Origin of the sequence: Rhodopseudomonas palustris (assembly GCF_003591005.1) — a bacterium.
Taxonomy (GTDB): Bacteria; Pseudomonadota; Alphaproteobacteria; order Rhizobiales; family Xanthobacteraceae; genus Rhodopseudomonas; species Rhodopseudomonas palustris_K.
The window spans coordinates 170413-196298 of sequence record NZ_QYYD01000009.1 but is presented as its reverse complement, the minus strand read 5'-3'; the positions used below and the strand labels follow the sequence as shown (position 1 = coordinate 196298).

The 25886-nt window shown below is 65.0% G+C and carries 21 protein-coding genes; 11 read left to right on the top strand and 10 right to left on the bottom strand.

Annotated elements, in window-relative coordinates; genetic code table 11:
• Positions 1–80 precede the first annotated feature (80 nt).
• The 3 genes from metH to metF form a co-directional block, all read right to left on the bottom strand.
• Positions 81–3962 carry a methionine synthase gene (gene metH, locus D4Q52_RS11025; protein ID WP_119856597.1) on the bottom strand — a complete coding sequence of 1294 codons (3882 nt, stop codon included), beginning with the start codon at positions 3960–3962 and terminating at the stop codon, positions 81–83.
• A gap of 11 nt (positions 3963–3973) precedes the next feature.
• Positions 3974–4375 carry an endonuclease domain-containing protein gene (locus D4Q52_RS11020; RefSeq protein ID WP_119856596.1) on the bottom strand — a complete coding sequence of 134 codons (402 nt, stop codon included), beginning with the start codon at positions 4373–4375 and terminating at the stop codon, positions 3974–3976.
• An 83-nt stretch (positions 4376–4458) separates the two neighbouring features.
• Positions 4459–5346 carry a methylenetetrahydrofolate reductase [NAD(P)H] gene (gene metF / locus D4Q52_RS11015; RefSeq protein WP_119856595.1) on the bottom strand — a complete coding sequence of 296 codons (888 nt, stop codon included), beginning with the start codon at positions 5344–5346 and terminating at the stop codon, positions 4459–4461.
• Between the two features lie 428 nt (positions 5347–5774).
• On the opposite strand from metF, the gene D4Q52_RS11010 reads away from it, so the two are divergent.
• On the top strand, positions 5775–6791 hold the full coding sequence (locus D4Q52_RS11010; RefSeq protein WP_119856594.1) for an LLM class flavin-dependent oxidoreductase: 1017 nt from the start codon (positions 5775–5777) through the stop codon (positions 6789–6791).
• Between the two features lie 128 nt (positions 6792–6919).
• Here the strand turns inward: D4Q52_RS11010 and D4Q52_RS11005 are convergent, their stop codons facing one another.
• Both D4Q52_RS11005 and D4Q52_RS11000 read right to left on the bottom strand, forming a co-directional pair.
• Complete coding sequence (locus D4Q52_RS11005; RefSeq protein WP_119856593.1) at positions 6920–7774, bottom strand: prephenate dehydratase; 855 nt, start codon at positions 7772–7774, stop codon at positions 6920–6922.
• 60 nt (positions 7775–7834) lie between these two features.
• On the bottom strand, positions 7835–8572 hold the full coding sequence (locus tag D4Q52_RS11000; RefSeq protein ID WP_119856592.1) for a 3-deoxy-manno-octulosonate cytidylyltransferase: 738 nt from the start codon (positions 8570–8572) through the stop codon (positions 7835–7837).
• 225 nt (positions 8573–8797) lie between these two features.
• On the opposite strand from D4Q52_RS11000, the gene D4Q52_RS10995 reads away from it, so the two are divergent.
• The 9 genes from D4Q52_RS10995 (at position 8798) to D4Q52_RS10955 (ending at position 18905) form a co-directional block, all read left to right on the top strand.
• On the top strand, positions 8798–9349 hold the full coding sequence (locus D4Q52_RS10995) for a c-type cytochrome (RefSeq protein ID WP_119856591.1): 552 nt from the start codon (positions 8798–8800) through the stop codon (positions 9347–9349).
• A gap of 498 nt (positions 9350–9847) precedes the next feature.
• Positions 9848–11740 carry an extracellular solute-binding protein gene (locus D4Q52_RS10990; RefSeq protein WP_119856590.1) on the top strand — a complete coding sequence of 631 codons (1893 nt, stop codon included), beginning with the start codon at positions 9848–9850 and terminating at the stop codon, positions 11738–11740.
• 14 nt (positions 11741–11754) lie between these two features.
• On the top strand, positions 11755–13632 hold the full coding sequence (locus D4Q52_RS10985; protein ID WP_119856589.1) for an extracellular solute-binding protein: 1878 nt from the start codon (positions 11755–11757) through the stop codon (positions 13630–13632).
• Positions 13633–14742 (top strand): microcin C ABC transporter permease YejB, encoded by a 1110-nt coding sequence (locus D4Q52_RS10980; protein WP_119856588.1) that lies wholly within the window; start codon positions 13633–13635, stop codon positions 14740–14742.
• Positions 14742–15920, top strand: a complete 1179-nt coding sequence (locus D4Q52_RS10975; protein ID WP_119856587.1) for an ABC transporter permease — start codon at positions 14742–14744, stop codon at positions 15918–15920. Before D4Q52_RS10980 ends, D4Q52_RS10975 begins: the two co-directional genes overlap by 1 nt.
• A 31-nt stretch (positions 15921–15951) precedes the next feature.
• Positions 15952–16173, top strand: a complete 222-nt coding sequence (locus D4Q52_RS10970; RefSeq protein ID WP_119856586.1) for a hypothetical protein — start codon at positions 15952–15954, stop codon at positions 16171–16173.
• On the top strand, positions 16170–16622 hold the full coding sequence (locus tag D4Q52_RS10965) for a type II toxin-antitoxin system VapC family toxin (RefSeq protein WP_119856585.1): 453 nt from the start codon (positions 16170–16172) through the stop codon (positions 16620–16622). Before D4Q52_RS10970 ends, D4Q52_RS10965 begins: the two co-directional genes overlap by 4 nt.
• Complete coding sequence (locus D4Q52_RS10960) at positions 16622–18259, top strand: ABC transporter ATP-binding protein (protein ID WP_119856584.1); 1638 nt, start codon at positions 16622–16624, stop codon at positions 18257–18259. Before D4Q52_RS10965 ends, D4Q52_RS10960 begins: the two co-directional genes overlap by 1 nt.
• A 7-nt stretch (positions 18260–18266) precedes the next feature.
• Positions 18267–18905 (top strand): NUDIX domain-containing protein, encoded by a 639-nt coding sequence (locus D4Q52_RS10955; protein WP_119856583.1) that lies wholly within the window; start codon positions 18267–18269, stop codon positions 18903–18905.
• On the opposite strand, the gene D4Q52_RS10950 is transcribed toward D4Q52_RS10955, so the two are convergent.
• Together D4Q52_RS10950 and D4Q52_RS10945 are read right to left on the bottom strand one after the other, a co-directional pair.
• Positions 18862–19746 (bottom strand): C40 family peptidase, encoded by an 885-nt coding sequence (locus D4Q52_RS10950; RefSeq protein WP_119856582.1) that lies wholly within the window; start codon positions 19744–19746, stop codon positions 18862–18864. The genes D4Q52_RS10955 and D4Q52_RS10950 overlap by 44 nt on opposite strands.
• Positions 19739–21121 carry a leucyl aminopeptidase family protein gene (locus D4Q52_RS10945; protein ID WP_119856581.1) on the bottom strand — a complete coding sequence of 461 codons (1383 nt, stop codon included), beginning with the start codon at positions 21119–21121 and terminating at the stop codon, positions 19739–19741. The genes D4Q52_RS10950 and D4Q52_RS10945 overlap by 8 nt, the downstream gene beginning before the upstream one ends.
• Positions 21122–21231: 110 nt before the next feature.
• Here D4Q52_RS10945 and D4Q52_RS10940 point away from each other — a divergent pair, with 110 nt between their 5' ends.
• Positions 21232–22008 carry a tetratricopeptide repeat protein gene (locus tag D4Q52_RS10940; protein ID WP_119856580.1) on the top strand — a complete coding sequence of 259 codons (777 nt, stop codon included), beginning with the start codon at positions 21232–21234 and terminating at the stop codon, positions 22006–22008.
• A gap of 458 nt (positions 22009–22466) precedes the next feature.
• Here D4Q52_RS10940 and D4Q52_RS10935 read toward each other — a convergent pair whose 3' ends face one another.
• Genes D4Q52_RS10935 through D4Q52_RS10925 form a run of 3 tightly spaced genes read right to left on the bottom strand, consistent with a single transcriptional unit; the run spans position 22467 to position 25886 of the window.
• Positions 22467–23441: a type II secretion system F family protein gene (locus tag D4Q52_RS10935; RefSeq protein ID WP_119856579.1), complete on the bottom strand. Its 975-nt coding sequence runs from the start codon at positions 23439–23441 to the stop codon at positions 22467–22469.
• Between the two features lie 11 nt (positions 23442–23452).
• Positions 23453–24427 (bottom strand): type II secretion system F family protein, encoded by a 975-nt coding sequence (locus tag D4Q52_RS10930; protein WP_119856578.1) that lies wholly within the window; start codon positions 24425–24427, stop codon positions 23453–23455.
• 13 nt (positions 24428–24440) lie between these two features.
• Positions 24441–25886, bottom strand: coding sequence for a CpaF family protein (locus D4Q52_RS10925; protein WP_119856577.1), 1446 nt, complete (start codon positions 25884–25886; stop codon positions 24441–24443).

Sequence of the window (25886 nt, the reverse complement as noted above, 5' to 3'; positions counted from 1 at the left end):
TCGCATGATGTGCAGGCGTTGCCATCCAGCCGGAGCGAGCGCATCCGGGGAACCGCCTGGAAGCGTCTATGCGGCGCTCGTTACTTGGCGCCGACCGCTTTCTTGCGCCACGCCAGATGCACCGCACAGTTGCAGCCCGGTGGATGCGCCGGCAGGTCGCTGACCTCCTCGGCGGTCGGCAGCGTGTCGCCGACCGGCGCCAGCGGCGGCATCGGCTCGACTTTGCGCGGGGCGTCCGGCGCGTGCTCCGGGATGTAGTTCAGCACCGGGGCAAGCCAGCGCTCGGCCTCGGCCGGCGTCCAGCCCTTGCGCTTTGCATAGTCCTCGACCTGGTCGCGCTCGATCTTGCCGACGCCGAAATAAGCGCTCTGCGGATGGCTGAAGTACAGGCCGGAGACCGACGAGCCCGGCCACATCGCGTAGCTCTCGGTCAGCGTCACGCCGGCGTTGACTTCGGCATCGAGCAGCCGGAACAGCGTTGCCTTCTCGGTGTGGTCTGGCTGCGCCGGATAGCCGGGGGCCGGGCGGATGCCCTGATACTTCTCCAGGATCAGCTCGTCAGGCGCCAGCGCCTCATCCGCCGCATAGCCCCAGAATTCGCGGCGGACGCGGGCGTGCATCCGTTCGGCAAAAGCTTCGGCGAGCCGGTCGGCCAGCGCCTTGACCAGGATCGACGAGTAGTCGTCGCCGTCGTTCTTGAACTTGTCGGCGACGACGTCCTCGCCGATGCCGGCGGTGACGACGAAGCCGCCGATATAGTCGGGCACGCCGCGCGGCGCGATGAAATCGGCAAGCGCCGAATTGGCCCGGCCCTCGCGCTTCTCGAGCTGCTGGCGCAGCGTGTGCAGCGCGCCGATCGAAGCCTCGCGCTCGTCATCGGCGTAGATGATGATGTCGTCGCCGGACGCGTTGACCGGCCAGAACCCGATCACGGCCTTGGCGGTGAACCAGTTCTCGGCGACGATGCGGTCCAGCATCTTGCGCGCGTCGGCATAGAGCGAGCGCGCGGCTTCGCCGACGACCTTGTCGTCGAGAATCGCGGGAAAGCGACCGGCCAATTCCCAGCTCTGGAAGAACGGCGTCCAGTCGATGTACTCGACCAGCTCCGCCAGCGGATAGTTGGCGAAGCGGCGCACGCCGAGGAACGATGGTTTGATCGGCTGGTGCGCGCTCCAGTCGATCTTCACCGCATTGGCGCGGGCGACAGCGAGCGGCAACCGCTTCTTGTCGGCCTGGGCGCGGTGATGCGCCGCGGTGATCTTGGCGTAGTCGGCGCGGATCTCGGCCGCGTAGCCCGGGCCGCGTTCGCGCGACAGCAGCGAGGAGGCGACGCCGACCGCGCGGCTGGCGTCATTGACGTGCACCACGCTGCCGGCCGGGTAGGCCGGATCGATCTTCACCGCGGTGTGGACGCGGCTGGTGGTGGCGCCGCCGATCAACAGCGGCACGTTCATGCCGTTGCGCTGCAGCTCGCCGGCGAGAAAGCTCATCTCGTCGAGCGACGGCGTGATCAGGCCGGACAGGCCGACGATGTCGGCATTCTCGGCCTTGGCGGTCTCGATGATCCTGGCGGCCGGCACCATCACGCCGAGGTCGATCACCTCAAAATTGTTGCACTGGAGCACGATGCCGACGATGTTCTTGCCGATGTCGTGGACGTCGCCCTTGACGGTGGCGAGCACGATCTTGCCGGCGGTGGCGCGTTCGCCGAGGTCGGTGCCGGCGGCGAGGTTGCGCGCCTTCTCCTCCTCCATGAACGGCATCAGATAAGCGACCGCCTGCTTCATCACGCGGGCCGACTTAACCACCTGCGGCAGAAACATCTTGCCGTCGCCGAACAGGTCGCCGACCACGTTCATGCCGGCCATCAGCGGCCCCTCGATCACGTGCAGCGGTCGCTCGACGCTTTGTCGCGCTTCCTCGGTGTCGGCCTCGATATATTCGGTGATGCCGTGCACCAGCGCGTGGCTGAGCCGCTGCTCGACCGGCCAGGAACGCCAGGCGAGATCCTGCTCCTTCACCGCCTTGCCCTGCCCGCGATACTTCTCGGCGAGCGCCAGCAGCCGCTCGGAGGCGCTCGGATCGCGGTTCAGGATGACGTCTTCGCACACCTGGCGCAGTTCGGGATCGATGTCGTCGTACACGATCATCTGCCCGGCATTGACGATGCCCATATCCATGCCAACCTTGATGGCGTGATACAGGAAGACCGAGTGCATCGCCTCGCGTACCGGCTCGTTGCCGCGGAACGAGAAGGAGAGGTTGGAGACGCCGCCCGAGACGTGCGCATGGGGCAGGTTCTGGCGGATCCAGCGCGTCGCCTCGATGAAGTCGACGCCGTAATTATTGTGCTCTTCGAGGCCGGTGGCGATCGCAAAGATGTTCGGATCGAAGATGATGTCTTCGGGCGGAAAGCCGACGCGCTCGACCAGGATGTCGTAAGCGCGTTTGCAGATCTCGGTCTTGCGCGCGTAAGTATCTGCCTGGCCGGTCTCGTCGAACGCCATCACCACCACGGCGGCGCCGTGGCGGCGCGCAATGCTAGCCTCATGGACGAACTTGTCCTCGCCTTCCTTGAGCGAGATCGAGTTCACCACCGGCTTGCCTTGCAGGCATTTCAGCCCGGCCTCGATGACGTTGAACTTCGACGAGTCCACCATCACCGGCACCTTGGCGATGTCCGGCTCGGCGGCGACGAGGTTGAGGAAGGTGACCATCGCGGCTTCAGAATCCAGAAGCCCTTCGTCCATGTTGACGTCGATGATCTGCGCGCCGTTCTCGACCTGATCGCGCGCCACCTGCAGCGCCGCCGCGTAGTCGCCGGCCGTGATCAGCTTGCGGAATTTCGCCGACCCGGTGACGTTGGTGCGCTCGCCGACATTGACGAACGGGATGTCGCGGGTCAGGTCGAAGGGTTCGAGGCCGGACAGACGCAGCCGCGGCTCGATGGCGGGGATCGCGCGCGGCTTGTGCGGCGCCACCGCATCCGCGATCGCCTTGATATGCGCCGGCGTGGTGCCGCAGCAGCCGCCGACGATGTTGACGAGACCGGCTTCGGCGAATTCGCCGACCAGCGACGCCATGTATTCCGGGCTCTCGTCGTATTGGCCGAATTCGTTGGGCAGACCGGCGTTGGGATAGGCGCACACCAGCGTATCGGCAACGCGGCCGATATCCGCGATGTGGGCGCGTAGATCCTTGGCGCCGAGCGCGCAGTTGAAGCCGATGGTCAGCGGCTTGGCATGGCGCACTGAATTCCAGAACGCCTCGGGCATCTGTCCCGACAGCAGGCGGCCGGACTTGTCGGTGATGGTGCCGGAGATCATCACCGGCACGTCGATGCCGCGCGCTTCGGTGATCTCGGCGATCGCGTAGAGCGCCGCCTTGGCGTTGAGCGTGTCGAAGATGGTCTCGAGCAATAGGATGTCGGCGCCGCCGTCGAGCAGGCCGTTGATCTGCTCGCCATAGGCGATGCGCAGATCGTCGAAGGTCACGGCACGATAGCCGGGGTTGGCGACGTCGGGCGAGATCGAGGCGGTGCGGTTGGTCGGGCCGATCGCGCCGGCGACGAAGCGCGGCTTGCCGTCTTCGGCTTCGACCTTGGTGGCGGCGTTGCGGGCGAGGCGGGCACCCTCGCGGCTCATCTCGTAGGCGATCTCGGCGAGGTCGTAATCGGCCTGCGCAATCGAGGTCGACGAGAAGGTGTTGGTGGCGACGATGTCGGCGCCGGCGCGCAGATACGCGGCGTGGATCTCCTCGATCGCCTGCGGCTGGGTCAGAATCAGCAGGTCGTTGTTGCCGCGCAAGTCGCGATGAAAATCCTTGTAGCGCTCGCCGCGGAACGCCGCCTCGTCGAACTGCCGCGCCTGAATCATCGTCCCCATCGCCCCGTCGAGCACCAGGATGCGTTCGGCGGCGAGTGAACGAATACGATCAGCGATCGGGTTTGTGGGTCTCGACATGTGCGAAATACTCAGCGCGACTCCCTCTCCCCATCGGGGAGAGGGTTGGGGTGAGGGGGATCGAACGCATGCGGCTTGATCGTTCGGGCAATCGACTCGAGCACGCCGTCGACATTCGACAACACGTCATGATTCCAGAAGCGAACCACCAGATAGCCCATGGCAGACAGCACCTCCGTCCGCGCAGCATCGCGCTCGGTCTGCTGCCCATGCTGCCCACCGTCGAGTTCGACCACGAGCCGTGCGTCGGCACAGCAGAAGTCGACGACGAAACGGTCGATCGGAAATTGTCGTTTGAATTTCCAGCCATCGAGCTGGCGATTGCGCAAACGATGCCACAGCAGCGCTTCCGCTTCGGTCGGCTGGCGACGCAAGCGCCTGGCCATTGGTGTACGTTCGGTGCGCGTGATCATCGGCGCCGCTGCCCCCTCACCCCAGCCCTCTCCCCAGAGGGGAGAGGGGGCGCGCTGTGCGCGCGGAGATGTCAGTCGCAAACTCATGCCGCTTGCCTTGCGGTCTGCGGCCGGAGCCCGAGCAGGTGGCTGATGGCGAACACCAGGTCCGCGCGGTTCATCGTGTAGAAATGGAAAGTGTCGACGCCGTGCTTGGCGAGCTTGTGCACCTGGCCGGCCGCCACCGTCGCGGCCACCAGCTTGCGGGTGTCGGGGTCGTCGTCGAGGCCCTCGAATTGCTTGGCCAGCCAGTCCGGCACGCTGGCGCCGGCGCGGGTCGCGAAGTTCGACGCCTGCTTGAAGTTCTGCACCGGCAGGATCCCGGGGACGATCGGGATATTGATGCCACGGGCGCGGACGCGGTCGAGATAGCGGAAGTACAGATCGTTGTCGAAGAAGAACTGGGTGATGGCGCGGCTGGCGCCGGCATCGACCTTGGCCTCCAGCATATCGAGATCGGCGTCGAAGCTGGCGCTTTCCGGGTGCTTCTCCGGATAGGCCGAGACGGTGACGTCGATGTCCGGATGCCGACGCTTGATCGACGCAACCAGATCGGCCGAGCTGCGGTAGCCCTGCGGGTGCGGGCAATAGGCGCCGCCGAGGCCGCTCGAGGGATCGCCGCGCAGCGCCACGATGTGGCGGACACCGACCTCATGATAGCGCTCGACCACGTCGTCGACATCGGCGCAGGGCGCGTCGACGCAGGTGAGGTGCGCCGCCGGCGTCAGGCTGGTTTCCTGCAGGATGCGGGCGATGGTCGAATGCGTGCGCTCGCGCGTCGAGCCGCCGGCGCCGTAAGTGACCGAGACGAAGCGCGGTGCAAGCGGGGCCAGCCGGCTGATCGCTTGCCAAAGATTGCGCTCCATCTCCTCGCTCCTCGGTGGGAAGAACTCGAAGGAGATTGCGGGCGGGTGCGGCAGCAGGTCGGTCATGGCACGTCATCCAGGATGGCGGTCGGTGGTCAGCGGTTGATTGGTGCGAGAGTGCAGCAACCCAGCCCATCGCGTTCCCCAATCATGCGGCAGTGCGATAGCTGCAGAAACTTAGGACGAACCCGGCCTGTCGGCTAGCCCACTTCTGGCGCCTTTGTTGTGGGAATTTGCCCAACGAGGCATTTTAGAATGCAATTTGGAGGAGTTCTCTGAAAGGGTGTGGGCAGAATTTGAGCGTAGATGCATGCTCTGCGAGTGCCGTAGGCCAGTTATGCGGTCTCCAATCCGCCGAAACGGCAGTACCCGCAGGATGGACGCACCCGGCAGCCCTCTGCTTCTGCCCACACTCTGGATTGGCTTCTTGCCTACGGCGAATTTCTTAGCCCGCTACCTTTGCGCAACGATCACGCGTGCCCTAGCTTAAGGAGATGTTGCCGCTCTCCATTCTCGACCTCTCGGTCGTCACGTCCGCCACGCCGCCTGCGGCGGCGCTGCGCAACTCTATCGATCTGGCCCGCCACGCGGACCGGATCGGCTACGTGCGCTATTGGCTGGCCGAGCATCACAATCTGCCGTCCGTCGCCAGCCCGGCACCCGAGATCATGATCGGCCAGATCGCCGCGGCGACCGAGCGCATTCGCGTCGGCTCCGGCGGCGTGATGCTGCCCAATCACGCGCCGCTGACGGTTGCAGAGCGCTTCAAGATGCTGGAGGCGCTGTTTCCCGGCCGAATCGATCTCGGCATCGGTCGGGCGCCCGGCACTGACCAGGCGACGATGCACGCGCTCCGTCGTCGGCTCGATGTCCGCGAGGGTGACGACTTCCTGGAAAGGCTGCAGGAACTGATGCTGTGGGAGACGGGCGGCTTCCCGGCCGGCCATCCCTATAACAACGTCACGGCGATGCCCAATGACGTGCCGCTGCCGCCGATCTGGCTGCTCGGCTCCAGTGATTACAGCTCGGAGCTTGCCGCACAGGTCGGCATGGGCTTCGCCTTCGCGCATCACTTCGCGTCCTACGACGCCATCGAAGCGCTGACGCATTATCGTGCGCGGTTCCAGCCGACGCGCTGGCGCAGCGCGCCGCACGGCATACTGGCGGTTGCGGCGGTGGTCGGCGAGACCGATGCCGAAGCGGAGCGGTTGGCGCAGTCGATGGATGTCAGCCGGCTGCTACGCGATCGCGGTCGCTACGTGCCGCTGCCGAGCGTCGAGGAGGCGCAGGCGATCCCGCTGACCGACGCCGACCGCGCCTCGATCGCCCGCAACCGGTCGCGGCTGTTCGTCGGCGGACCGACCAGGGTGGTGCAGATGCTGCAGCCGCTGATCGAGGCGAGCCGGGCCGACGAATTGATGGTGATCACCGCGATCTACGACCACGAAGCCCGCAAGCGCAGCTACACGCTGTTGGCGGAAGCCTTCAAGCAGCAGCAGGCGGCGGCGTAGTTGATTCGGGCGCAAGCGTTTCGTCATTGCGAGGAGCGAAGCGACGACGCAATCCAGTTCAGTGTACTTGGCTGGATTGCTTCGCTTCGCTCGCAATGACGGGGGTAGTCTTGTCGCGATGAAGAACCTCACCGCTCCGTAAACGTCGCCCGGAACGGATGGCCGGGGTAGACTCCGACGATTCTGAATTCGCGGGAAAAGAACTTCAGCTCTTCCAGCGCGAAGGCGAGGTTGCGGTCTTCGGGGTGGCCGTCGACGTCGGCGTAGAACTGTGTGGCGAAGAAATTGCCGTCGACCATGTAGCTTTCCAGCTTGGTCATGTTGACGCTGTTGGTGGCGAAGCCGCCGAGCGCCTTGTACAGCGCCGCCGGCAGGTTGCGCACCCGGAAGACAAACGTCGTCACCAGCGGCCCCGAGCCCTGCGCGGCCCAGCGCGGCTCCCGCGCCAGCACCACGAAGCGCGTGGTATTGTGCGCTTCGTCCTCGATGTCTTCGGCCAGAATGTCGAGACCGTAGATCTGCGCCGCCAGCCGTGACGAAATCGCCGCGCAGCTCTTGTCGCCGCGCTGCGAGATGTCGCGCGCCGAACCGGCGGTGTCACCGGCGACGATCGGCTTGAAGCCGAACTTGCGAATGATGCGGCGGCACTGGCCGAGCGCGTGAACGTGGCTCTCGACGGTCTTGATATCTTCGAGCTTGGCGCCCGGCACCGCGACCAGCTGATGCCGGATCGGCAGAAACCATTCGCCGACGATGAACAGGCCCGACTGCGGCAGCAGATGGTGGATGTCGGCGACGCGGCCGGCGACCGAGTTCTCGATCGGAATCATGCCGAGATCGGCTTCGCCCGAGCTGATGGCCGCGAGTGCGTCCTCGAAAGTGGCGCAGGGCAGCGCTTCGGCGGTCGGATAGGCGTCGCTGATCGCAATGTGCGAATTGGCGCCGGGCTCGCCCTGGAAGGCGATTTTCAAGGTCTTGGTCATGGCAGTCCTGGTTTCTGGCCGGCGTTCTAGCAGCCGCAGCGGTTTTCGCCAGAGGCGAGCTCAGCCGCCGAGCACGCGCCGAGCCGTTTCGAGATCGGCCGGGGTGTCGACGCCGCGCGGCACCGCGTCGACGATGCCGACGTCGATGCGCATGCCAGCCTCGAGCGCGCGCAATTGCTCGAGCTTCTCGCGCTGTTCGAGCGGCGAGGGCGGCAACGCCACGAAGCGCTCGAGCGCGGCGCGGCGATAGGCGTAGAGGCCGATGTGATGATAGCGGGGGCCATCGCCATACGGCGCGGTGGCGCGGGTGAAATATAGCGCGCGCAGCAGGTTCGGCGCGATCGGCGAGCCGATCACCTTCACCACGTTCGGATTGGTGGCTTCTTCCTCGGTATGGATCTCTGCCGCCAGCGTCGCGATGTCGACCGCGGCGTCGGCGAGCGGAGTCAGCACCGCGCCGATCTGTTCGGGCCCGATGGTCGGAAAGTCGCCCTGCAAATTGATCACCGTCTCGATGCTGCGGTCCGGGTCGAGCGTCTGCAGCGCCTCGTGGATGCGGTCCGATCCGGAGGGATGATCCGCCCGCGTCATCACCACCTCGCCGCCATGCGCCCGGACCGCGTCGGCGATCGCTGGCGTATCGGTCGCCACCGCGACCCGCCCGATCCCTGCTGCCAGGGCGCGCTTCAGCACCTGAACGATCATCGGCTTGCCGGCGATGTCGAGCAGCGGCTTGCCGGGCAGGCGGGTCGCGGCCATGCGGGCAGGGATCAGAACGAGCGTGCGCGGAGAGGTCATTGGGGGTGCGGGCGCGAGTCCCGCCTCATGGCAAAACCGGCCGGCCAAGGCGGCTACCGGGACGGTATCAGGCTGGTGGAAGGCCGCGAATGACAGGTCTTATACGGGTTGCAAGAGCAGGGGCAAACCGATATCTCATCAAGCAAAGAACAGTTGCGATTGCCAACGAAAAACAATCCAGACGTAGTCTCAACCAGACTCGGTCTGACGGGAGCGCGAGCGAAAATGGATTCTTTCGAACTCAACAAGATTCTCGGCGCCGTTCTTGCCACCTGTCTGGTGTTGCTGCTGACCAACTTCGCCGCCAAGGCGATCTTCACCCCGGACAAGGTCGAGAAACAGGGTTACGCGATCGCCGTCAAGGAAGCTGAGCCGGCGCCAGGCAAGGACGCTGCGCCTGCCGCGCCCGCCGAGCCGATCGAGAATTTGCTGCAGACGGCGTCGGTCGAAAAGGGCATGGCCTCCGCCAAGAAGTGCGGCGCCTGCCATACCTTCGAAAAAGACGGCCCCAACCGCGTCGGCCCCAACCTCTATGGCATCGTCGGGGAGAAGCGTGGCGAGGGCCGTGGCTTCAATTTCTCGGCCGCGATGAAGGCCAAGGGTGGCGAGTGGACGTTCGAGGAGCTCAACAAGTTCCTTGCCAGCCCGAAGGGCTATATCCCCGGCACCGCGATGAGCTTTGCCGGCATTTCCAACGACAAGGAACGTGCCGATCTGATCGCCTACCTCAATAAGAATTCGGACAAGCCCGAGGCCATCCCGACCGCCGCCAAATAGCGGCGTCGGCACAGGCGGACCTCAGGGGCTGACGGAAACTCCGGCCGAGTTCACAGCCAAATTTCGATCGCCTGATTGACTAACAAACTCCGTCATGGCCGGGCTCGTCCCGGCCATCCACGCCTTTACGGCATTTCCGGCAGCAAGGCGTGGATGCCCGGCACAAGGCCGGGCATGACGCGTGGAGACGGAAGTGACCAAACCGAAGGCCGCATTTCCGGCTAGGTTTTCGGGATCCGACGCGATCGATCGAATGGCCGGGGCTTCCCCGGCCGTTTTTGCGTGCGTCACGCCTGGCTGATCGGGACGTTTCGCCGCAACGGCTTGGGGCGCGGGGTGCTATCCTTTGGAAAATCCGGCATAATCGGCCGAATCCCCGCCTTATATTGCGGCTTGAGTAGGGTCCTTGATGTCTAAAGCTTAAGACCCACGTCCTGCGACGATGTGCTGAAATCAGATTCGATCGTGCCAGTTCGAGCCAGACAGGAATTCCCAACCGTGACTTTGACCCGACGACATCTTCTGCAGGCCGGCGCTGCGGCAGCCGCCACCCCTGTGCTCGGCCTCGGCTCCGGCCTGCTGACGAGCGCGCCTGCGGCGGCTGAGGGGGCTGACCAGCTGACCTGGCGGCACGGGCTGTCGCTGTTCGGCGAGGTCAAGTACCCGGCCGATTTCAAGCGGTTCGACTACGTCAACCCGGACGCGCCGAAGGGGGGCGTAGCGCGGCAGATCTCGATCGGCACTTTCGACAACTTCAACCTCACGGTCGCGGGCGTGAAGGGCAACATCGCGCCGGCGGTGGGCTACATCTACGAAACACTGATGACCCAGTCGCAGGACGAGGTCGGCACGGAATATGGCCTGCTGGCCGAATCGGCCGCGCATCCGGACGATTTCTCCTGGGTGGTGTATCGGCTGCGCCCCAATGCGCATTGGCACGATGGCAGACCTGTGACCGCCGATGACGTGGTGTATTCGTTCGATACGCTGAAGAAGTTCAGCCCGCGCTACGCCTCGTATTATCGACACGTCGTCAAGGCCGAAAAGACCGGCGAGCGCGATATCCGTTTCACCTTCGACGGTCCCGGCAATCGCGAACTGCCGACCATCGTCGGCGAGCTGATGGTGCTGCCGAAGCATTGGTGGGAAGGCACCGACGCGCAGGGCCGCAAGCGCGATGTCTCGGCGACGATGCTGGAGCCGCCGCTCGGCTCGGCGCCGTATCGCATCAAGGAGTTCGTCGCCGGCCGCTCGATCGTGCTGGAGCGGGTCAAGAATTACTGGGGCGAGCAGCTGCCGGTGCGCGTCGGGCAGAACAATTTCGACGAGCTGCGCTTCGAATTCTTCCGCGACAACACCGTCGCGCTCGAAGCCTTCAAGGCCGATCAGGCCGACTGGATCATGGAGAACTCCGCCAAGCAGTGGGCGACGGCCTACGATTTCCCCGCGGTCGCCGACAAGCGCGTGGTGAAGGAGGAGTTCCCGATCAACGATTCCGGCCGGATGCAGGCCTTCGTGCTCAACACCCGCCGCGACATGTTCAAGGACGCCCGGGTGCGACGCGCCTTCAACTACGCGTTCGATTTCGAGGAGATGAACAAGCAGCTGTTCTACGGCCAGTACAAGCGGATCAACAGCTACTTCGAGGGCACCGAGCTCGCGTCCAGCGGCTTGCCACAGGGTGACGAACTGGCGATTCTCGAAACCGTGCGCGACAAGGTGCCGGCCGAGCTGTTCACGCAAGCCTACAGCAACCCGGTCGGCGGCAATCCGGAAGCCGTGCGCGGCAATCTGCGCGAAGCGATGCGGTTGGTGAAAGAAGCCGGCTTCGACATCAAGGACCGCAAGCTGGTCGATCCGTCCGGCAAGCAGGTCGTTGTCGAGGTGCTGGTGCAGGATCCGTCGTCGGAGCGCATCTCGCTGTTCTACAAACCGTCGCTGGAGCGGCTCGGCGTTACCGTGTCGATCCGCGTCGCCGACGATGCGCAGTATCAGAACCGCATCCGCGCCTTCGACTTCGACATCATCACCGATCTGTGGGGCCAGTCGCTCTCGCCCGGCAACGAGCAGCGCGAATATTGGGGCTCGCAGGCGGCCGATCAGCAAGGCTCGCGCAACACCATCGGCATCAAGAATTCCGCGGTCGACGCGCTGATCGAGAAGGTGATCTTCGCCAAGGATCGCCCCACGCTGGTGGCGGCGACGCGGGCGCTGGACCGCGTGCTGCTGTGGAATTTCTACGTCGTGCCGCAGTTCACCTACGGCTTCATGCGCTATGCGCGCTGGGACCGCTTCGGCCGCGCCGAACTGCCGAAATATGCGCGCTCGGGCCTGCCCTCGCTGTGGTGGTACGACGGCGACAAGGCCGCCAAGATCGGCCGGCGCTCTTGAGGGGCCGCCCGCGCATGGCGCAGCTGAGCCGCCGCGATGTTCTCGTCATCGGCGTCGGCGCTTTGGCGGCGACGCAGTTCACTCCCGCCTTTGCAGCCGAAGGCGAGAGTGTGGCGCACGGCATGTCGGCGTTCGGCGACCTGAAGTACCCGGCCGACTTCAAGCATTTCGACTACGTCAATCCGAGCGCGCCGAAGGGCGGGGTGTTCTCGACCATCCCGTCGGTGCGCGCGTTCAACCAGTCGTTCCAGACCTTCAATTCGCTGAACGCCTTCATCCTCAAGGGCGACGGTGCCCAGGGCATGGGGCTGACCTTCGTGTCGCTGATGGCGCGGGCCGGCGACGAGCCGGATGCGATGTACGGCCTGGCGGCGTCCAGCGTCGCGATCTCCGCCGATGGACTGACCTATCGGTTCACGATGCGGCCCGAGGCGAGGTTTCACGACGGCAGCAAGCTGACCGCGAAGGATGCGGCGTTCTCGCTGAACACGCTGAAGGCCAAGGGCCACCCGATCATCACCCAGCAGCTGCGCGACTTCATCAAGGCCGAGGCGACCGACGAGGCCACACTGGTGGTGACGTTTGCGCCGAAGCGCGGCCGCGACGTGCCGCTGTTCGTCGCCGGGCTGCCGATCTTCTCGGAGGCGTACTACGCCAAGCACCCGTTCGACGAATCGACGATGGACGTGCCGCTCGGCAGCGGCCCCTACAAGGTCGGGCCGCTGGAGTCCGGACGCTACATCTCGTTCGAGCGCGTCAAGGGGTGGTGGGGCGAGAAGCTGCCGGTGAGCATCGGCGCCAACAATTTCGACACGGTGCGCTACGAATTCTATCGCGACCGCGACGTCGCCTTCGAGGGCTTCTCCGGCCGCTCGTATCTCTATCGCGAGGAGTTCACCTCGCGGATCTGGCACACACGCTACGATTTCCCGGCGATCCGCGACGGCCGCGTCAAGCGCGAGCAGCTTCCCGACGAGACACCATCTGGAGCGCAGGGCTGGTTCATCAACACGCGGCGCGACAAGTTCAAGGATCCGCGCGTGCGCGAGGCGATCGGCTGCGCGTTCGATTTTGAATGGACCAACAAGACCATCATGTACGGCACCTATGCGCGCACGGTGTCGCCGTTCCAGAACTCCGACATGATGGCGGTCGGCCCGCCGTCGCCGGAAGAGCTGGCGCTGCTCGAGCCGTTCCGCGGCAAGGTGCCGGACGAGGTGTTCGGCCCTGCGTTCATGCCCCCGGCCTCCGATGGCTCGGGTCAGGACCGTACGCTGCTCCGCCGCGGCGTTCAGTTGCTGACGGAAGCGGGCTTCGTCATCAAGGATCGTCGCCGGCTGATGCCGAGCGGTGAGCCATTCCATGTCGAGTTTCTGCTCGACGAGCCGGCGTTCCAGGCCCACCACATGCCGTTCGTCAAGAACCTCGGTACGCTCGGCATCGAGGCGACGGTGCGGCTGGTCGATCCCGTGCAGGCGCGGGCGCGCCGCGACGATTTCGATTTCGACATGGCGATCGAGCGCTTCAGCTTCTCGACCGTGCCGGGCGATGCGCTGCGCAACTTCTTCTCGTCGCAGTCGGCCGCCACCAAGGGCTCCAACAATCTCGCCGGCATCGCCGACCCGGCGATCGACGCGATGATGGACCAGGTGATCGCCGCCGACACCCGCGCCAAGCTGGTGATCGCGGCGCGGGCGCTCGACCGGTTGATCCGCGTCGGCCGTTATTGGGTGCCGCAATGGTACTCGTCCACCCACCGGCTGGCCTATTGGGACGTATTCGAGCATCCGCCGAACTTGCCGAAATACACCGGCGTCAACGCACCCGACCTATGGTGGGCGAAGAGCAACCCCGTCGCCGAGCGCAGCGATCCGAAGGGCGAGGCGAAGTAGATGGCGTCCTATATCCTCCGCCGCATTCTGCTGATGGTGCCGACGCTGCTCGGCATCCTGTTCGTCTCCTTCACGGTGGTGCAGTTCGCGCCGGGCGGCCCGGTCGAGCGGGTGATCGCCCAACTGTCCGGCGCCGACACCGGTGCGGCATCTCGGGTGTCCGGCTCGTCCGGCGGTGACTTCGGCAGCCGGCCGCAGGCCGGCGCGTCGTCCGACGCGGTGAATTCGAAGTATCGGGGCGCGCAGGGGCTCGATCCTGAATTCGTCAAGAGCCTGGAGAAGCAGTTCGGCTTCGACAAGCCGGCGCCCGAGCGCTTCGCCATCATGCTGTGGAATTTCGCCCGGTTCGATTTCGGCAAAAGCTACTTCCGCGACGTCAGCGTGCTGCAGCTGATCAAGGAGAAGCTGCCGGTGTCGATGTCGCTCGGCATCTGGATGACCCTGCTGACCTATCTGATCTCGATCCCGCTCGGCATCCGCAAAGCGGTGAAGGACGGCTCGAAGTTCGATACCTGGACCTCGGCGGTGATCATCGTCGGTTTCGCGATTCCGGGCTTTCTGTTCGCGATCCTGCTGATCATCCTGTTCGCCGGCGGCTCGTTCTTCAGTTGGTTCCCTCTGCGCGGACTGACCTCCGACGGCTGGAGCCACTTTCCCTGGTACTGGAAGATCCTCGACTATTTCTGGCATCTGGCGCTGCCGCTGACCTCGATGGTGCTCGGCGCCTTCGCCACCATGACGCTGCTGACCAAGAACTCGTTCCTTGACGAGATCCGCAAGCAATACGTCATGACGGCGCGGGCCAAGGGCTGCAGCGAAACCCAGGTGCTGTACGGCCACATCTTCCGCAATGCGATGCTGATCGTGATCGCCGGCTTCCCCGGCGCCTTCATCCACGCCTTCTTCTCCGGCTCGCTGCTGATCGAGACCATCTTCTCACTCGACGGTCTCGGCCTGCTCGGCTTTGAAAGCGTGCTCAATCGCGACTATCCGGTGGTGTTCGGCACGCTGTTCATCTTCTCGCTGGTCGGTTTGGTGGTCAATCTGGCCTCTGATCTCACCTATATGTGGATCGATCCGCGGATCGATTTCGAGGCGCGGGAAGTCTGATGACGCTGATCGCACGCGAACCGGTCGAAAGCACCACGCAGGCGCCGCTCGGCGAAGCCGTGCCGCCGACCCGGCACCGGCTGTCGGTGTCGCCGCTCAACCGCCGCCGCTGGCAGAACTTCAAGGCCAATCGGCGCGGCTACTGGTCGTTCTGGATCTTCCTGGTGCTGTTCGGCGTCTCGCTGTTCGCCGAATTCATCGCCAACGATCGCCCGCTGCTGATCCGGTTCGACGGCCACTTCTATTTCCCCGCGGTGGTGACCTATTCGGAGACGACGTTCGGCGGCGATTTCGAGACCGCCGCGGACTATCGCGATCCCTATCTGCAGAAGCTGATTGCCGACAAGGGCGGCAGCATCATCTGGGCGCCGATCCGCTATTCCTACGGCACGCATAATCTCGATCTGCCGACGCCGGCACCGTCGAAGCCGACCTGGATGCTGACCGAGGCCGAGTGCAAGGCGGTGGTCGAGAAGAAGGGCCTCAAGGGCTGCCGCGATCTCGAATACAATTGGCTCGGTACCGACGATCAGGGCCGTGACGTCGTCGCGCGGCTGATCTACGGCTTCCGCATTTCGGTGCTGTTCGGCCTCAGCCTGACGATCATCTCGTCGGTGATCGGTATCGCCGCCGGCGGCGTGCAGGGCTATTTCGGCGGCTGGGTCGATCTCGGCTTCCAGCGCTTCATCGAAGTCTGGACCGCGATCCCGTCGCTGTATCTGCTGCTGATCCTGTCCTCCGTGCTGGTGCCCGGCTTCTTCGTGCTGCTCGGCATATTGCTGCTGTTTAGTTGGGTGTCGCTGGTTGGGCTGGTGCGTGCTGAATTCCTCCGTGGCCGCAACTTCGAATACATCACCGCGGCGCGCGCGCTCGGCGTGTCCAACGCCAAGATCATGGTGCGGCATCTGTTGCCCAACGCCATGGTGGCGACCATGACGTTCCTGCCGTTCATCGTGTCGTCCTCGGTGATGACGCTGACGGCGCTGGACTTCCTGGGCTTCGGCCTGCCGCCCGGCTCACCTTCGCTCGGCGAATTGCTTGCGCAGGGCAAGGCCAACGTCCAGGCGCCCTGGCTCGGCTTCACCGGCTTCTTCGCCGTCGCCATCATGCTGTCGCTGCTGATCTTCATCGGCGAAGCCGTCCGCGACGCCTTCGACCCGCGCAAGACGTTCAGGTGAGGGTGTGGTAGGATGAGCCAGGAGCAAGGCGATGAATAAGATCGTTAGAGAAAATTATCCTGTGTCGGCATTGCCTGCCGATCTGCGCGAAGGTTTGGCTGGGCCTGTCGTAACTGTGACGATCGAAGAAGGCGAACAGCCGCCGAAGCAGCGGCCGACATTGGACGAGATCTTCGCACGTCGCCAGCCGCCGTTTCGGAGCAAAGAGGAAATCGACGCAGAGTGGCGGCGGCAACGAGACGAGTGGGAATGAGCGCTGCTCTTGATCCTTCGCGCGTTTACCTCGACTCGAATGTGTTCATCTACGCCGTCGAGGGACAGACGGAGATCTCCGAAGCGCTTCGCGCTCTGTTCGACCTGTTCCGGCGCCGACGAGGATTCGCCGTGACCAGCGAGCTGACGATTGCGGAAGTCCTCGCAAAGGCGACGCCCACTCAACAACGCGACTACATCGATCTCATCGTCGAGAGCGACTTGTTTGATCTCTGTCCGGTGACACGTGGCATTCTGGTCGCGACTGCGAGCTATCGGCAGGCATTCGGTATGGTGAAACTTGCAGATGCAATCCATGTCATGACGGCCGTTCACACCTCATGCAATACTATGCTTTCCGCGGACCGGCGGTTGAAAGCGCCGGAGGGGTTGCGATTGATCGACTCGACGCGCGAGAACGTGTCACGACTCATTCACGAGCTCACCTGATGGACGCCATCAATCAACCGCTGCTCTCCGTCGACGAGCTGTCAGTCGCCTTCCATCAGCAGAGCGGCACGACGACCGCGGTCGACAAGATCTCCTATCAGATCAAGCGCGGCGAGTGCGTGGCGCTGGTTGGCGAGTCCGGCTCGGGCAAGTCGGTCAGTGCGCTGTCGATCCTGAAACTGCTGCCGTATCCGACGGCGTCGCATCCGACCGGCAAGATCCGCTTCAAGGGGCGCGAGCTGCTCGGCATGTCGGAGAACGACATCCGCGAGCTGCGCGGTAACGAGATCTCGATCATCTTCCAGGAGCCGATGACCTCGCTCAACCCGCTGCACACCATTGAGGCGCAGCTCGGCGAGATCCTGCAACTGCACGGCGGCCCACGCGGCGCCAAAGGGCGGGCACGGATCCTGGAGCTGTTGACGCAGGTCGGAATTCCGGAGCCGGAGACGCGGCTCGGCAGCTATCCGCACCAGCTCTCCGGCGGCCAGCGCCAGCGCGTGATGATCGCGATGGCGCTCGCCAACGAGCCGGATTTGCTGATCGCCGACGAACCAACCACGGCGCTGGATGTCACCGTGCAGGCGCAGATCCTGGCGCTGCTGGCCGACATCCGCGCCCGGCTCGGCATGAGCATGCTGTTCATCACCCACGACCTCGGCATCGTGCGCCGAATCGCGGACGTCGTCTGCGTGATGCACGACGGGAAGATCGTCGAGCAGGGCCCGGTCGAGCAGGTATTTACGGCTCCGCAGCACGCCTACACCAAGGCGCTGCTCGCCGCCGAGCCGAAGCCGGACCCGGCGCCGCCGCGCCCCGATGCGCCGGTGGTGATCGCCGCGGACGATTTAAAAGTATGGTTTCCGATCAAGCGCGGCCTGCTGCGCAGGACGGTCGGTCACATCAAGGCGGTCGACGGCGTGACGCTGGCCGTACGCAAGGGCGAGACGCTCGGCGTCGTCGGCGAGTCCGGCTCGGGCAAGACGACGCTCGGCCTCGCGCTGCTGCGGCTGATCTCGTCCGAAGGGCCGATCGTGTTTCTCAGTACCAACATTCAGGGCCTGAAATTCAAGGAGATGCTGCCGCACCGCCGCGACATGCAGATCGTGTTTCAGGATCCGTTCGGCGCGCTCAGCCCGCGCATGTCGGTCGGCGACATCGTCGCCGAGGGCCTGCAGGTGCATCAGCCTCAGCTGTCCGAACACGAGCGCGAGGCGCGCGTCGTCAAGGCGCTCAACGATGTCGGACTCGATCCGGCGACGCGCTTCCGCTATCCGCACGAGTTCTCCGGCGGTCAGCGCCAGCGCATCAGCATCGCCCGCGCCGTGGTGCTGGAGCCGAATTTCGTCGTGCTGGATGAGCCGACCAGCGCGCTCGACATGCTGTTTCAGGCGCAGATGGTCGACCTGTTGCGCGAGCTGCAGCGCAAGCGCGACCTGACCTACATGTTCATCTCGCACGATCTGCGGGTCGTGGCGTCGCTCGCCAGTCATCTGATTGTCATGAAGCAGGGCAAGGTCGTCGAAGAGGGGCCCGCGGCGGAGCTGTTCAAGTCTCCGAAGACCGACTATACGCGTGCGCTGTTTGCCGCCGCATTCCGGCTCGAGACCGCTCCGGGTGGCGCCGCGGCCCAATAGGTGTTCGATGACCGAAATTGCCGAGGCTGATCAGCTCGCCGATCGCGAAGCCGATGTCAGCGTGTCTGCGCCAGAAGTAATCGGGCGTGGCTTTATGACCTATGAGCGCTACGAGGTCTCGCTGCGCCGCGACGGCGAGCCGCCGCTGCTGCAGAAGCGCGACGTGCTGCGCGCCAGCCGCGTCGCGGCGGTGGTGCCTATCGATCTGGCGCGCGACAAGATCGTGCTGATCCGACAGTTCAGATTGCCGGCGCATCTGGCGACCGGCCGGGGCGACATGGTCGAGATCGTCGCCGGCCGCGTCGAAGACGGCGAGGAGGCGGCGGTCGCCGCGCGGCGCGAATGCATCGAGGAGATCGGGGCCGCTCCGGAGCGATTGATCGAGCTGTACAGCGTGCTGCCGACGCCGGGATTCACCGACGAGCAGATCACGTTCTTTGCCGGCTTTCTCGATTCAAGCACCGTGCTGGAGCGCGGCGGCGTTGCCGATGAGGACGAGGATACGCAGCCTTTTGTCGTGTCGATCGACGAAGCGTTGCAAGCGCTCGGCGACGGCCGCATCGCCAACGCGCTGCTCTACAGCGCGCTGCAATGGTTGGCGCTCAACCGCGCGCGGCTGCCGGAGCTGTTTGCCCGAGCCGTTTGATCGTCGTCAGCGCGCTGCCGGCCGCTGCGATCCGCGCGATCGCCTCCTGCGTCGGCTCGATGGCCGTCGCCATGTGGTAGGCGTTGGCGTGCACGATGCTGCCGGCATCACGCGCGATCGCGACGTGGCCTTTCCAGAACAGCAGATCGCCGCGCTGCAGCCGCGTCTGCTCAGTGAGCGGAAGCGGTCGTCCTAATGCGGCCTCCTGCATGTCGCTGTCTCGCGGCGCTTGAATACCGCAGGCGGCGAGGGCGGTTTGCACCAGGCCGGAGCAATCGATGCCGAGGCTGCTGCGGCCGCCCCACAGATACGGGGTCCCGACGAAACGCTCCGCCACGCTGACGAAATTGGTCTCGACCGCGCCGAGTGCGGCGACGTGCCGGCGCGGCACGTACCAGCCCTCCTGCGTCACCGCGAAAGTGGCGTCCTCGCGCACGACCGCGAGCCGCGCGCCGAGCGACAGCGTTTCCGTCGGCGGCAGTTTGATCGAAGGGCCGGGGAAGGCGAAGGTGCGTAGTGCGGTGACCTTGTGGGTCGGCTCGGCTGCCGGCCTGTACAGCGCGATGTCCGGCAGCCAGCCGACATAGCCATCGCCGTGAAGCTGCCCCCAAGCCCAGCCCTCCTCGGTGCGGTCGTAGATGGTGACGCGTTCGCCCTTCAGCGCCTCCGTTTCCTGCATCGCGCCGGAGAACGGCTCGCGCCGCATCGGCGCGACGCCACTGCTGACCTCGAACACTTCGCCTTCAACAAATCGGGTAGCGCTGACCTGGCCCTCAAGGTGTTTGGCCGCAAGATCCGGCCGCGCCGGCGTCAGCCGCGCATCCAGTTTTGACTCAGCCATAGCGCTGGCTCAGCAACGCGAAGATCGCACGCGCCGCCTGGCATTCACCGCCTTCAGGCCGTGCCGGCTTCGCCTTCGGGGTCCAGCCGTAAATGTCGACATGCAGCCAGCTCTTGGCGTGTTCGACGAAGCGCTGCAGGAACAGCGCGCAGGTGATCGAGCCGGCGAAGCCGCCCGATGGCGCGTTGTTGATGTTCCCCACTTTGGAGTCGAGCCAGGAATCGTAGGCGCCCCACAGCGGCAATCGCCACAGCGGATCGTTTTCGGCGGCGGCGCAGCGCGCGACATCCAGCGCAAGCGCTTCGTCATTGGTGTAGTAGGGCGGCAGATCAGGGCCGAGCGCGACCCGGGCGGCGCCGGTGAGTGTGCCGAGATCGATCAACAGATCGGGCGCTTCCTCGTCGGCGAGCGCCAGCGCATCGGCCAGCACCAGCCGGCCCTCGGCGTCGGTGTTGCCGATTTCGACGGTGGGCCCCTTGCGCGACGGGTACACATCGAGCGGCCGCATCGCATTGCCGGCGACCGCGTTCTCGACCGCCGGGATCAGCACGCGCAGCCGGACCTTGAGCTCGGCGTCCATGATCATCGATGCCAGCGCCAGCACGTTGGCGGCGCCGCCCATGTCCTTCTTCATGATCAGCATTGCGCTCGACGGTTTGAGGTCGAGGCCGCCGGTGTCGAAGCAGACGCCCTTGCCGACCAGCGTGACCTTGGGATGTGCCGGATCGCCCCAGGTCATATCGATCAGCCGCGGCGCGCGCGTCGCCGCCATGCCGACGGCGTGGATCAGCGGAAAATTTTGCGCGATCAATTCGTCGCCCACGATGCAATTGAAGCTCGCGTCAAAGCGCTGCGCCAGCGTCTGCGCAGCCTCGGCGAGCTCGGCTGGCCCCATATCGTTCGACGGCGTGTTGATCAGGTCGCGCGCCAGCGTGGCAGCCTCGACCGCGCGCGCGATGGCCGCGACGTCGACGCCGTCCGGCGGTACTAGCTTGACGGCCGGCGCCTCGGCTTTGCGATAGCGGCCGAATTTGTAGGTGCCGAGTGCAAAGGCGAGGACCGCCAGCCGGGTATCGTGTGGCGCGTTGGCGAACCGGTAGGTCCCGGCTGGAAGCAGGCCGGGCAACTGCCCGGCCCGCAACGGATCGGCGCTGCGTGCATCGGCTTCGTCGAGGCCGAACAACACGTGGTCGATGTCGCCCTCGCCGTTCGGCAGCGCGAGGAATTGCCCCGGTTTGCCGCCATAGCCATGCGCCCGTGCAAAGCGTTGCGCCGCCGCCGGTAAGCCCGCGCATAGCGCTTCCCAGCCGGATTTGGTGACAAACGAGATCGGGATGGCGCGAGGTTCCGTTGCAGTGGCGAACAGCGAGGGCATGCGTGGTCTTTCAAGCAGGGCGGGGGAGAGCGGATTAACCCAAGATTAGGGTTAACGGTCTATTGCTGGCAGTGCATTCGTTGGTTGACGTCGATCGTGAGTAAGTTGCCATGCGCCAGCTCTCTTGTCTTGCCCGGTTTCTCGCATGCGCGGTGGTGACCACGGCGCTGGCCGGCTGCCAGACCGCCGGGATGTCCGGCATCACCGGCGCGCTCAACGCCCGCGCCGAGGCACCCGCCGATCCCACCCGCACTGCCGAGATCGCCGGCGACAAGTATCGCGCCAACCCCAAGGATCCGGCCGCGGCATTGGCCTATGGCCAAGCCCTGCGTGCCATCGGCCAGCGCTCCCAGGCCGTGGCGATGCTCGAGCGGGCGACGCTGGCGAATCCCGGCAACAAGACCGTGCTGGCCGCTTACGGCCGCGCGCTCGCAGACAACGGCAATTTCAGCGCGGCGTTCGACGCGCTGTCGAACGCGCACAGCCCGGATAATCCCGATTGGCGCATTCTGTCGGTGCAGGGCGCGTCGCTCGATCAGATGGGCCGCAACGAGGAAGCACGGCGTTACTACGCGAGCGCGCTGAAGCTCGCGCCGGGCGAGCCCTCGGTGCTGTCCAATCTCGGCATGTCCTACGTGCTCACCAAAGAGTTGCCGAAGGCCGAAGATACGCTGCGGCAGGCCTACTCCAGCGGTCGCGCCGACCCGCGCGTGCGCCAGAACCTGGCGCTGGTGATCGGCCTGCAGGGTCGCTTCGCCGAGGCCGAGGGCATTGTGCGGTCCGACCTGCCGCCCGACGAAGCCGCCGCCAATGTCGCGTATCTGAAGCAAATGCTGGACGGCAAGGGCGATACCCGCCGCGGCGGCGTCCTCGCAGCCGGCGAGTGACCGCCGTCGACGCTTAGAACGGGTCTCCTTCTAATCGACGAGAGTTGGCAATGGTGACGTTGCCACGAGCACATCCTCATGGAGAGGAGGCGCAAAGCGCCATCTCGAACCATGGGCCCCAGGTGCAGCGTGGCCCCGTCCCTCGCGACGCCCGGCTTCGCCGGGCTTCAGAGCCTCGCCGAAAATGCGGCCTTTAAAATTCGGCACTTCGCTCTCCACGCGTCATGCCCGGCCTTGTGCCGGGCATCCACGCCTTGCTGAAGGAAATGCAGAAAAAGCGTGGATGGCCGGGACAAGCCCGGCCATGACGGAGTCTGTGAACAAGCTAACCGACTGCGAAATGTGGCCGGGAATTCTGCCTTAGTTTTCGGCCGGGCTCCTCAGGATGAGGACCCAGTGCTGGCGGAGAGGGTGATCGCGCGAAGTTTCGGCTCGGCAATCGAGCCCGCTAACGGCCCTTACTGCATCGCCGCCACTTTGATGCCGGTCGGGCCGAGGATCACCACGAACAGCACCGGCAGGAAGAACAGGATCATCGGCACCGTCAGCTTCGGCGGCAGCGCGGCGGCTTTCTTCTCGGCTTCGTTCATGCGCATGTCGCGGTTTTCCTGCGCCATCACCCGCAGGCTGTGGCCGAGCGGCGTGCCGTAGCGTTCGGCCTGCTGCAGCGCCAGGCATACCGACTTGACGCCCTCAAGCCCGGTGCGGGCCGAGAGATTTTCGTAGGCCTGCTTGCGGTCGGGCAGATACGACAGTTCCGCGGTGGTCAGCGTCAGTTCCTCGGCGAGCGGGATCGACTGCGAGCCGATCTCGATCGAGACCCGGCGGAAAGCGGCTTCGATCGACATGCCAGACTCGATGCAGATCAGCAGCAGATCGAGCGCATCGGGAAAGGCGCGGCGGATCGACAGCTGGCGCTTGGTAATCGCGTTCTTCAGGAACAGCATCGGCGCCTGCATGCCGAGGAACACCGCGGCGAGGCAGATGCCGACCTTGACCGGCGTCGTTTGCTGCAGGTTCGACAGCAGAAACACATAGACGGCTGACGCAATGCCGAAGGCGATCGGCATCACCATGCGAAAGAACAGAAAGGTGATGTAGGGAGCTTGGCCACGATAACCGGCCATCACCAGCTTGTCGCGCGCGCTCTCTTGCGCGACCCATTTGGCGAGGTTGAGGTCTTCGACGACCTTGGCGACGAACTGCTTCGGCGCCTGACGGAGCGACACCCGCTCGGCCTTCGCCAGCCGGTCGCGCTCGCGCTGTCGGATGCGCTCGCGTTCGCTGCCCACCGCCTTCATCCGCTTGGCCAGCGTTTCGCCGGCGAGCATCGGCATGACCAGCGTGTACACCGTGGCGCTGGCGGCGATCGCGGCCAGCATCATTGTGAGGAAGCGCGTGTCGTGGAGTTTTTCAATGAGAAGATCGATCACGTCAGCCCTCGTCAGAAGTCGAAATTGATCATCTTCTTCATCACCAGCACGCCGGCCGACATCCACACCACGCAGCCGGCGAGCATCAGCCGGCCGGTTGGGTGGGTCCATAGCAGCGAGATGTAGTCCGGGGTCGACAGATACACGAGCAGCATCACGATCGGCGGCAGCGAGCCGATGATCGCCGCCGAAGCTTTCGCTTCCATCGACATCGCCTGGATCTTTTCGGCCATCCGCTTGCGATCACGCAGCACCTTGGAAAGGTTGCCGAGCGCCTCCGACAGATTGCCGCCGGACTTCTGCTGGATCGAGATCACGATGCCGAAGAAGTTCGCCTCGGGCAGCGGCATGCGTTCGTAGAGACGCACACACGCGTCGCCGAGCGGCATGCCGATCGCCTGCGTCTCGATGATGGCCTTGAACTCGCTCTTCAGCGGTTCCGGCGCATCGGCCGCCACCACCTTGATCGACTCGAACAACGGCAGACCGGCCTTGATGCCGCGCACGATCACGTCGACTGCATCGGGCAGGGCCTTGAGAAATTTGCTCTCGCGCCGCTTCTTCAGGAAGCTGAGGGTCCAGCGCGGCAGGCCGAAGCCCGCAGCAAACGCCATTGCGGCGGCCGCCAGCAGGCCGCTGTTGAACAGCATCATCAGGGCGAACACAACGCCGCCGAGGCCGACGGAAATCGTGATGAACTTCTTCGGCGTCCAGTCCAGCCCAGCTTGAGTCAGCCTGTTGTTCAGCGGGACTTTCTTCTGCTTCGCGCTGCGTGCCTCGATTTCACGCAGCGAGACCTCGACCTGTTCGCGGCGCGAGCGTTGCGATCGTTCGACCTGCCGCACCGCCGGGGTGGTCCGTGCGACGGTGGAACGTCGTTTCTCCGCCTGCTTCTCGCCGGACAACAGAGGATAGACAAAGACCCATGCCAGACCGCCCACGGCGATCGCAGCGAAGAAGGCGAGAGCGACCGTTTGAATCTGCATCGAGCCGCTCTCCTCAGGCGCTATTGGCGAGTTCGGCGGCATCCAGCGCCGCCGCGAGTCGCTTTTCCTCGCCGTAGTAACGAGCCCGTTCCCAGAATTTCGGCCGTCCGATGCCGGTCGAGCGATGCCGCCCGATGATATGGCCGTTGGCGTCCTCGCCGATCATGTCGTAGACGAAGATGTCCTGGGTGATGATGGTGTCGCCTTCCATCCCCATCACCTCGGTGACGTGGGTGATGCGGCGCGAGCCGTCGCGCAGGCGCGCGGCCTGGATGATGACGTCGATCGAGGCGCAGATCATCTCGCGGATGGTCCGCGACGGCAGCGAGAACCCGCCCATCGTGATCATCGATTCGCACCGCGAGAGCGCCTCGCGCGGGTTGTTGGCGTGCAGCGTGCCCATCGACCCGTCGTGGCCGGTGTTCATCGCCTGCAGCAGGTCGAACGCTTCGGGTCCGCGGACTTCGCCGACGATGATCCGCTCGGGACGCATGCGTAGGCAGTTGCGCACCAGCTCGCGCATCGTCACCTGGCCTTCGCCCTCGATGTTGGGCGGCCGGGTTTCGAGCCGGACCACGTGCGGCTGCTGCAGCTGCAGTTCGGCAGCGTCCTCGCAGGTGATGATGCGCTCGTCGTCGTCGATGTAGTTGGTGAGGCAGTTCAGCAGCGTCGTCTTGCCCGAGCCGGTGCCGCCGGAGATCAGCACGTTGCAGCGACTTCGGCCGATGATCTGCAGGATCGCGGCGCCGTCGGGCGTGATCGCCCCGAATTTGACGAGCTGATCGAGCGTCAGCTTGTCCTTCTTGAACTTGCGGATGGTGAGGGCCGGGCCGTCGATCGCCAACGGTGGGACGATGGCGTTGACGCGGCTGCCGTCGGCGAGGCGGGCGTCGCAGATCGGCGAGGATTCGTCGACGCGCCGGCCGACCTGGCTGACGATGCGCTGGCAGATGTTGAGCAGCTGCTGATTGTCTCGAAACCGAATTCCGGTGCGCTGGATGCGGCCGGCGACTTCGATGTACACCGTGCCGGCGCCGTTCACCATGATGTCGGAGATGTCGTCGCGCGACAGCAGCGGTTCGAGCGGGCCGTAACCGAGAACGTCGTTGCAGATGTCGTCGAGCAGTTCTTCCTGCTCGGCGATCGACATCACGATGTTCTTGATCGCGATGATTTCATTGACGATGTCGCGGATTTCTTCCCGCGCCGACTCGCCGTCGAGCTTGGCGAGCTGCGCAAGGTCGATCGCCTCGATCAGCGCGCCGAAGATCGTCGCCTTGACCTGGTAATACGTGTCGGAGCGCCGCGCCTCGACCGGGGGGGCGCTGCGCGCCGGCGCGAGCGGCGGCGACGACACCGCAACCGATGTCTCGACGCCGCGTCCGATCGGCTCCGAAACCAGATTGACCGGCTTCGGACCGCGTTCCTCTTGATCTGAACTGCTGCGCTTACCAAACAC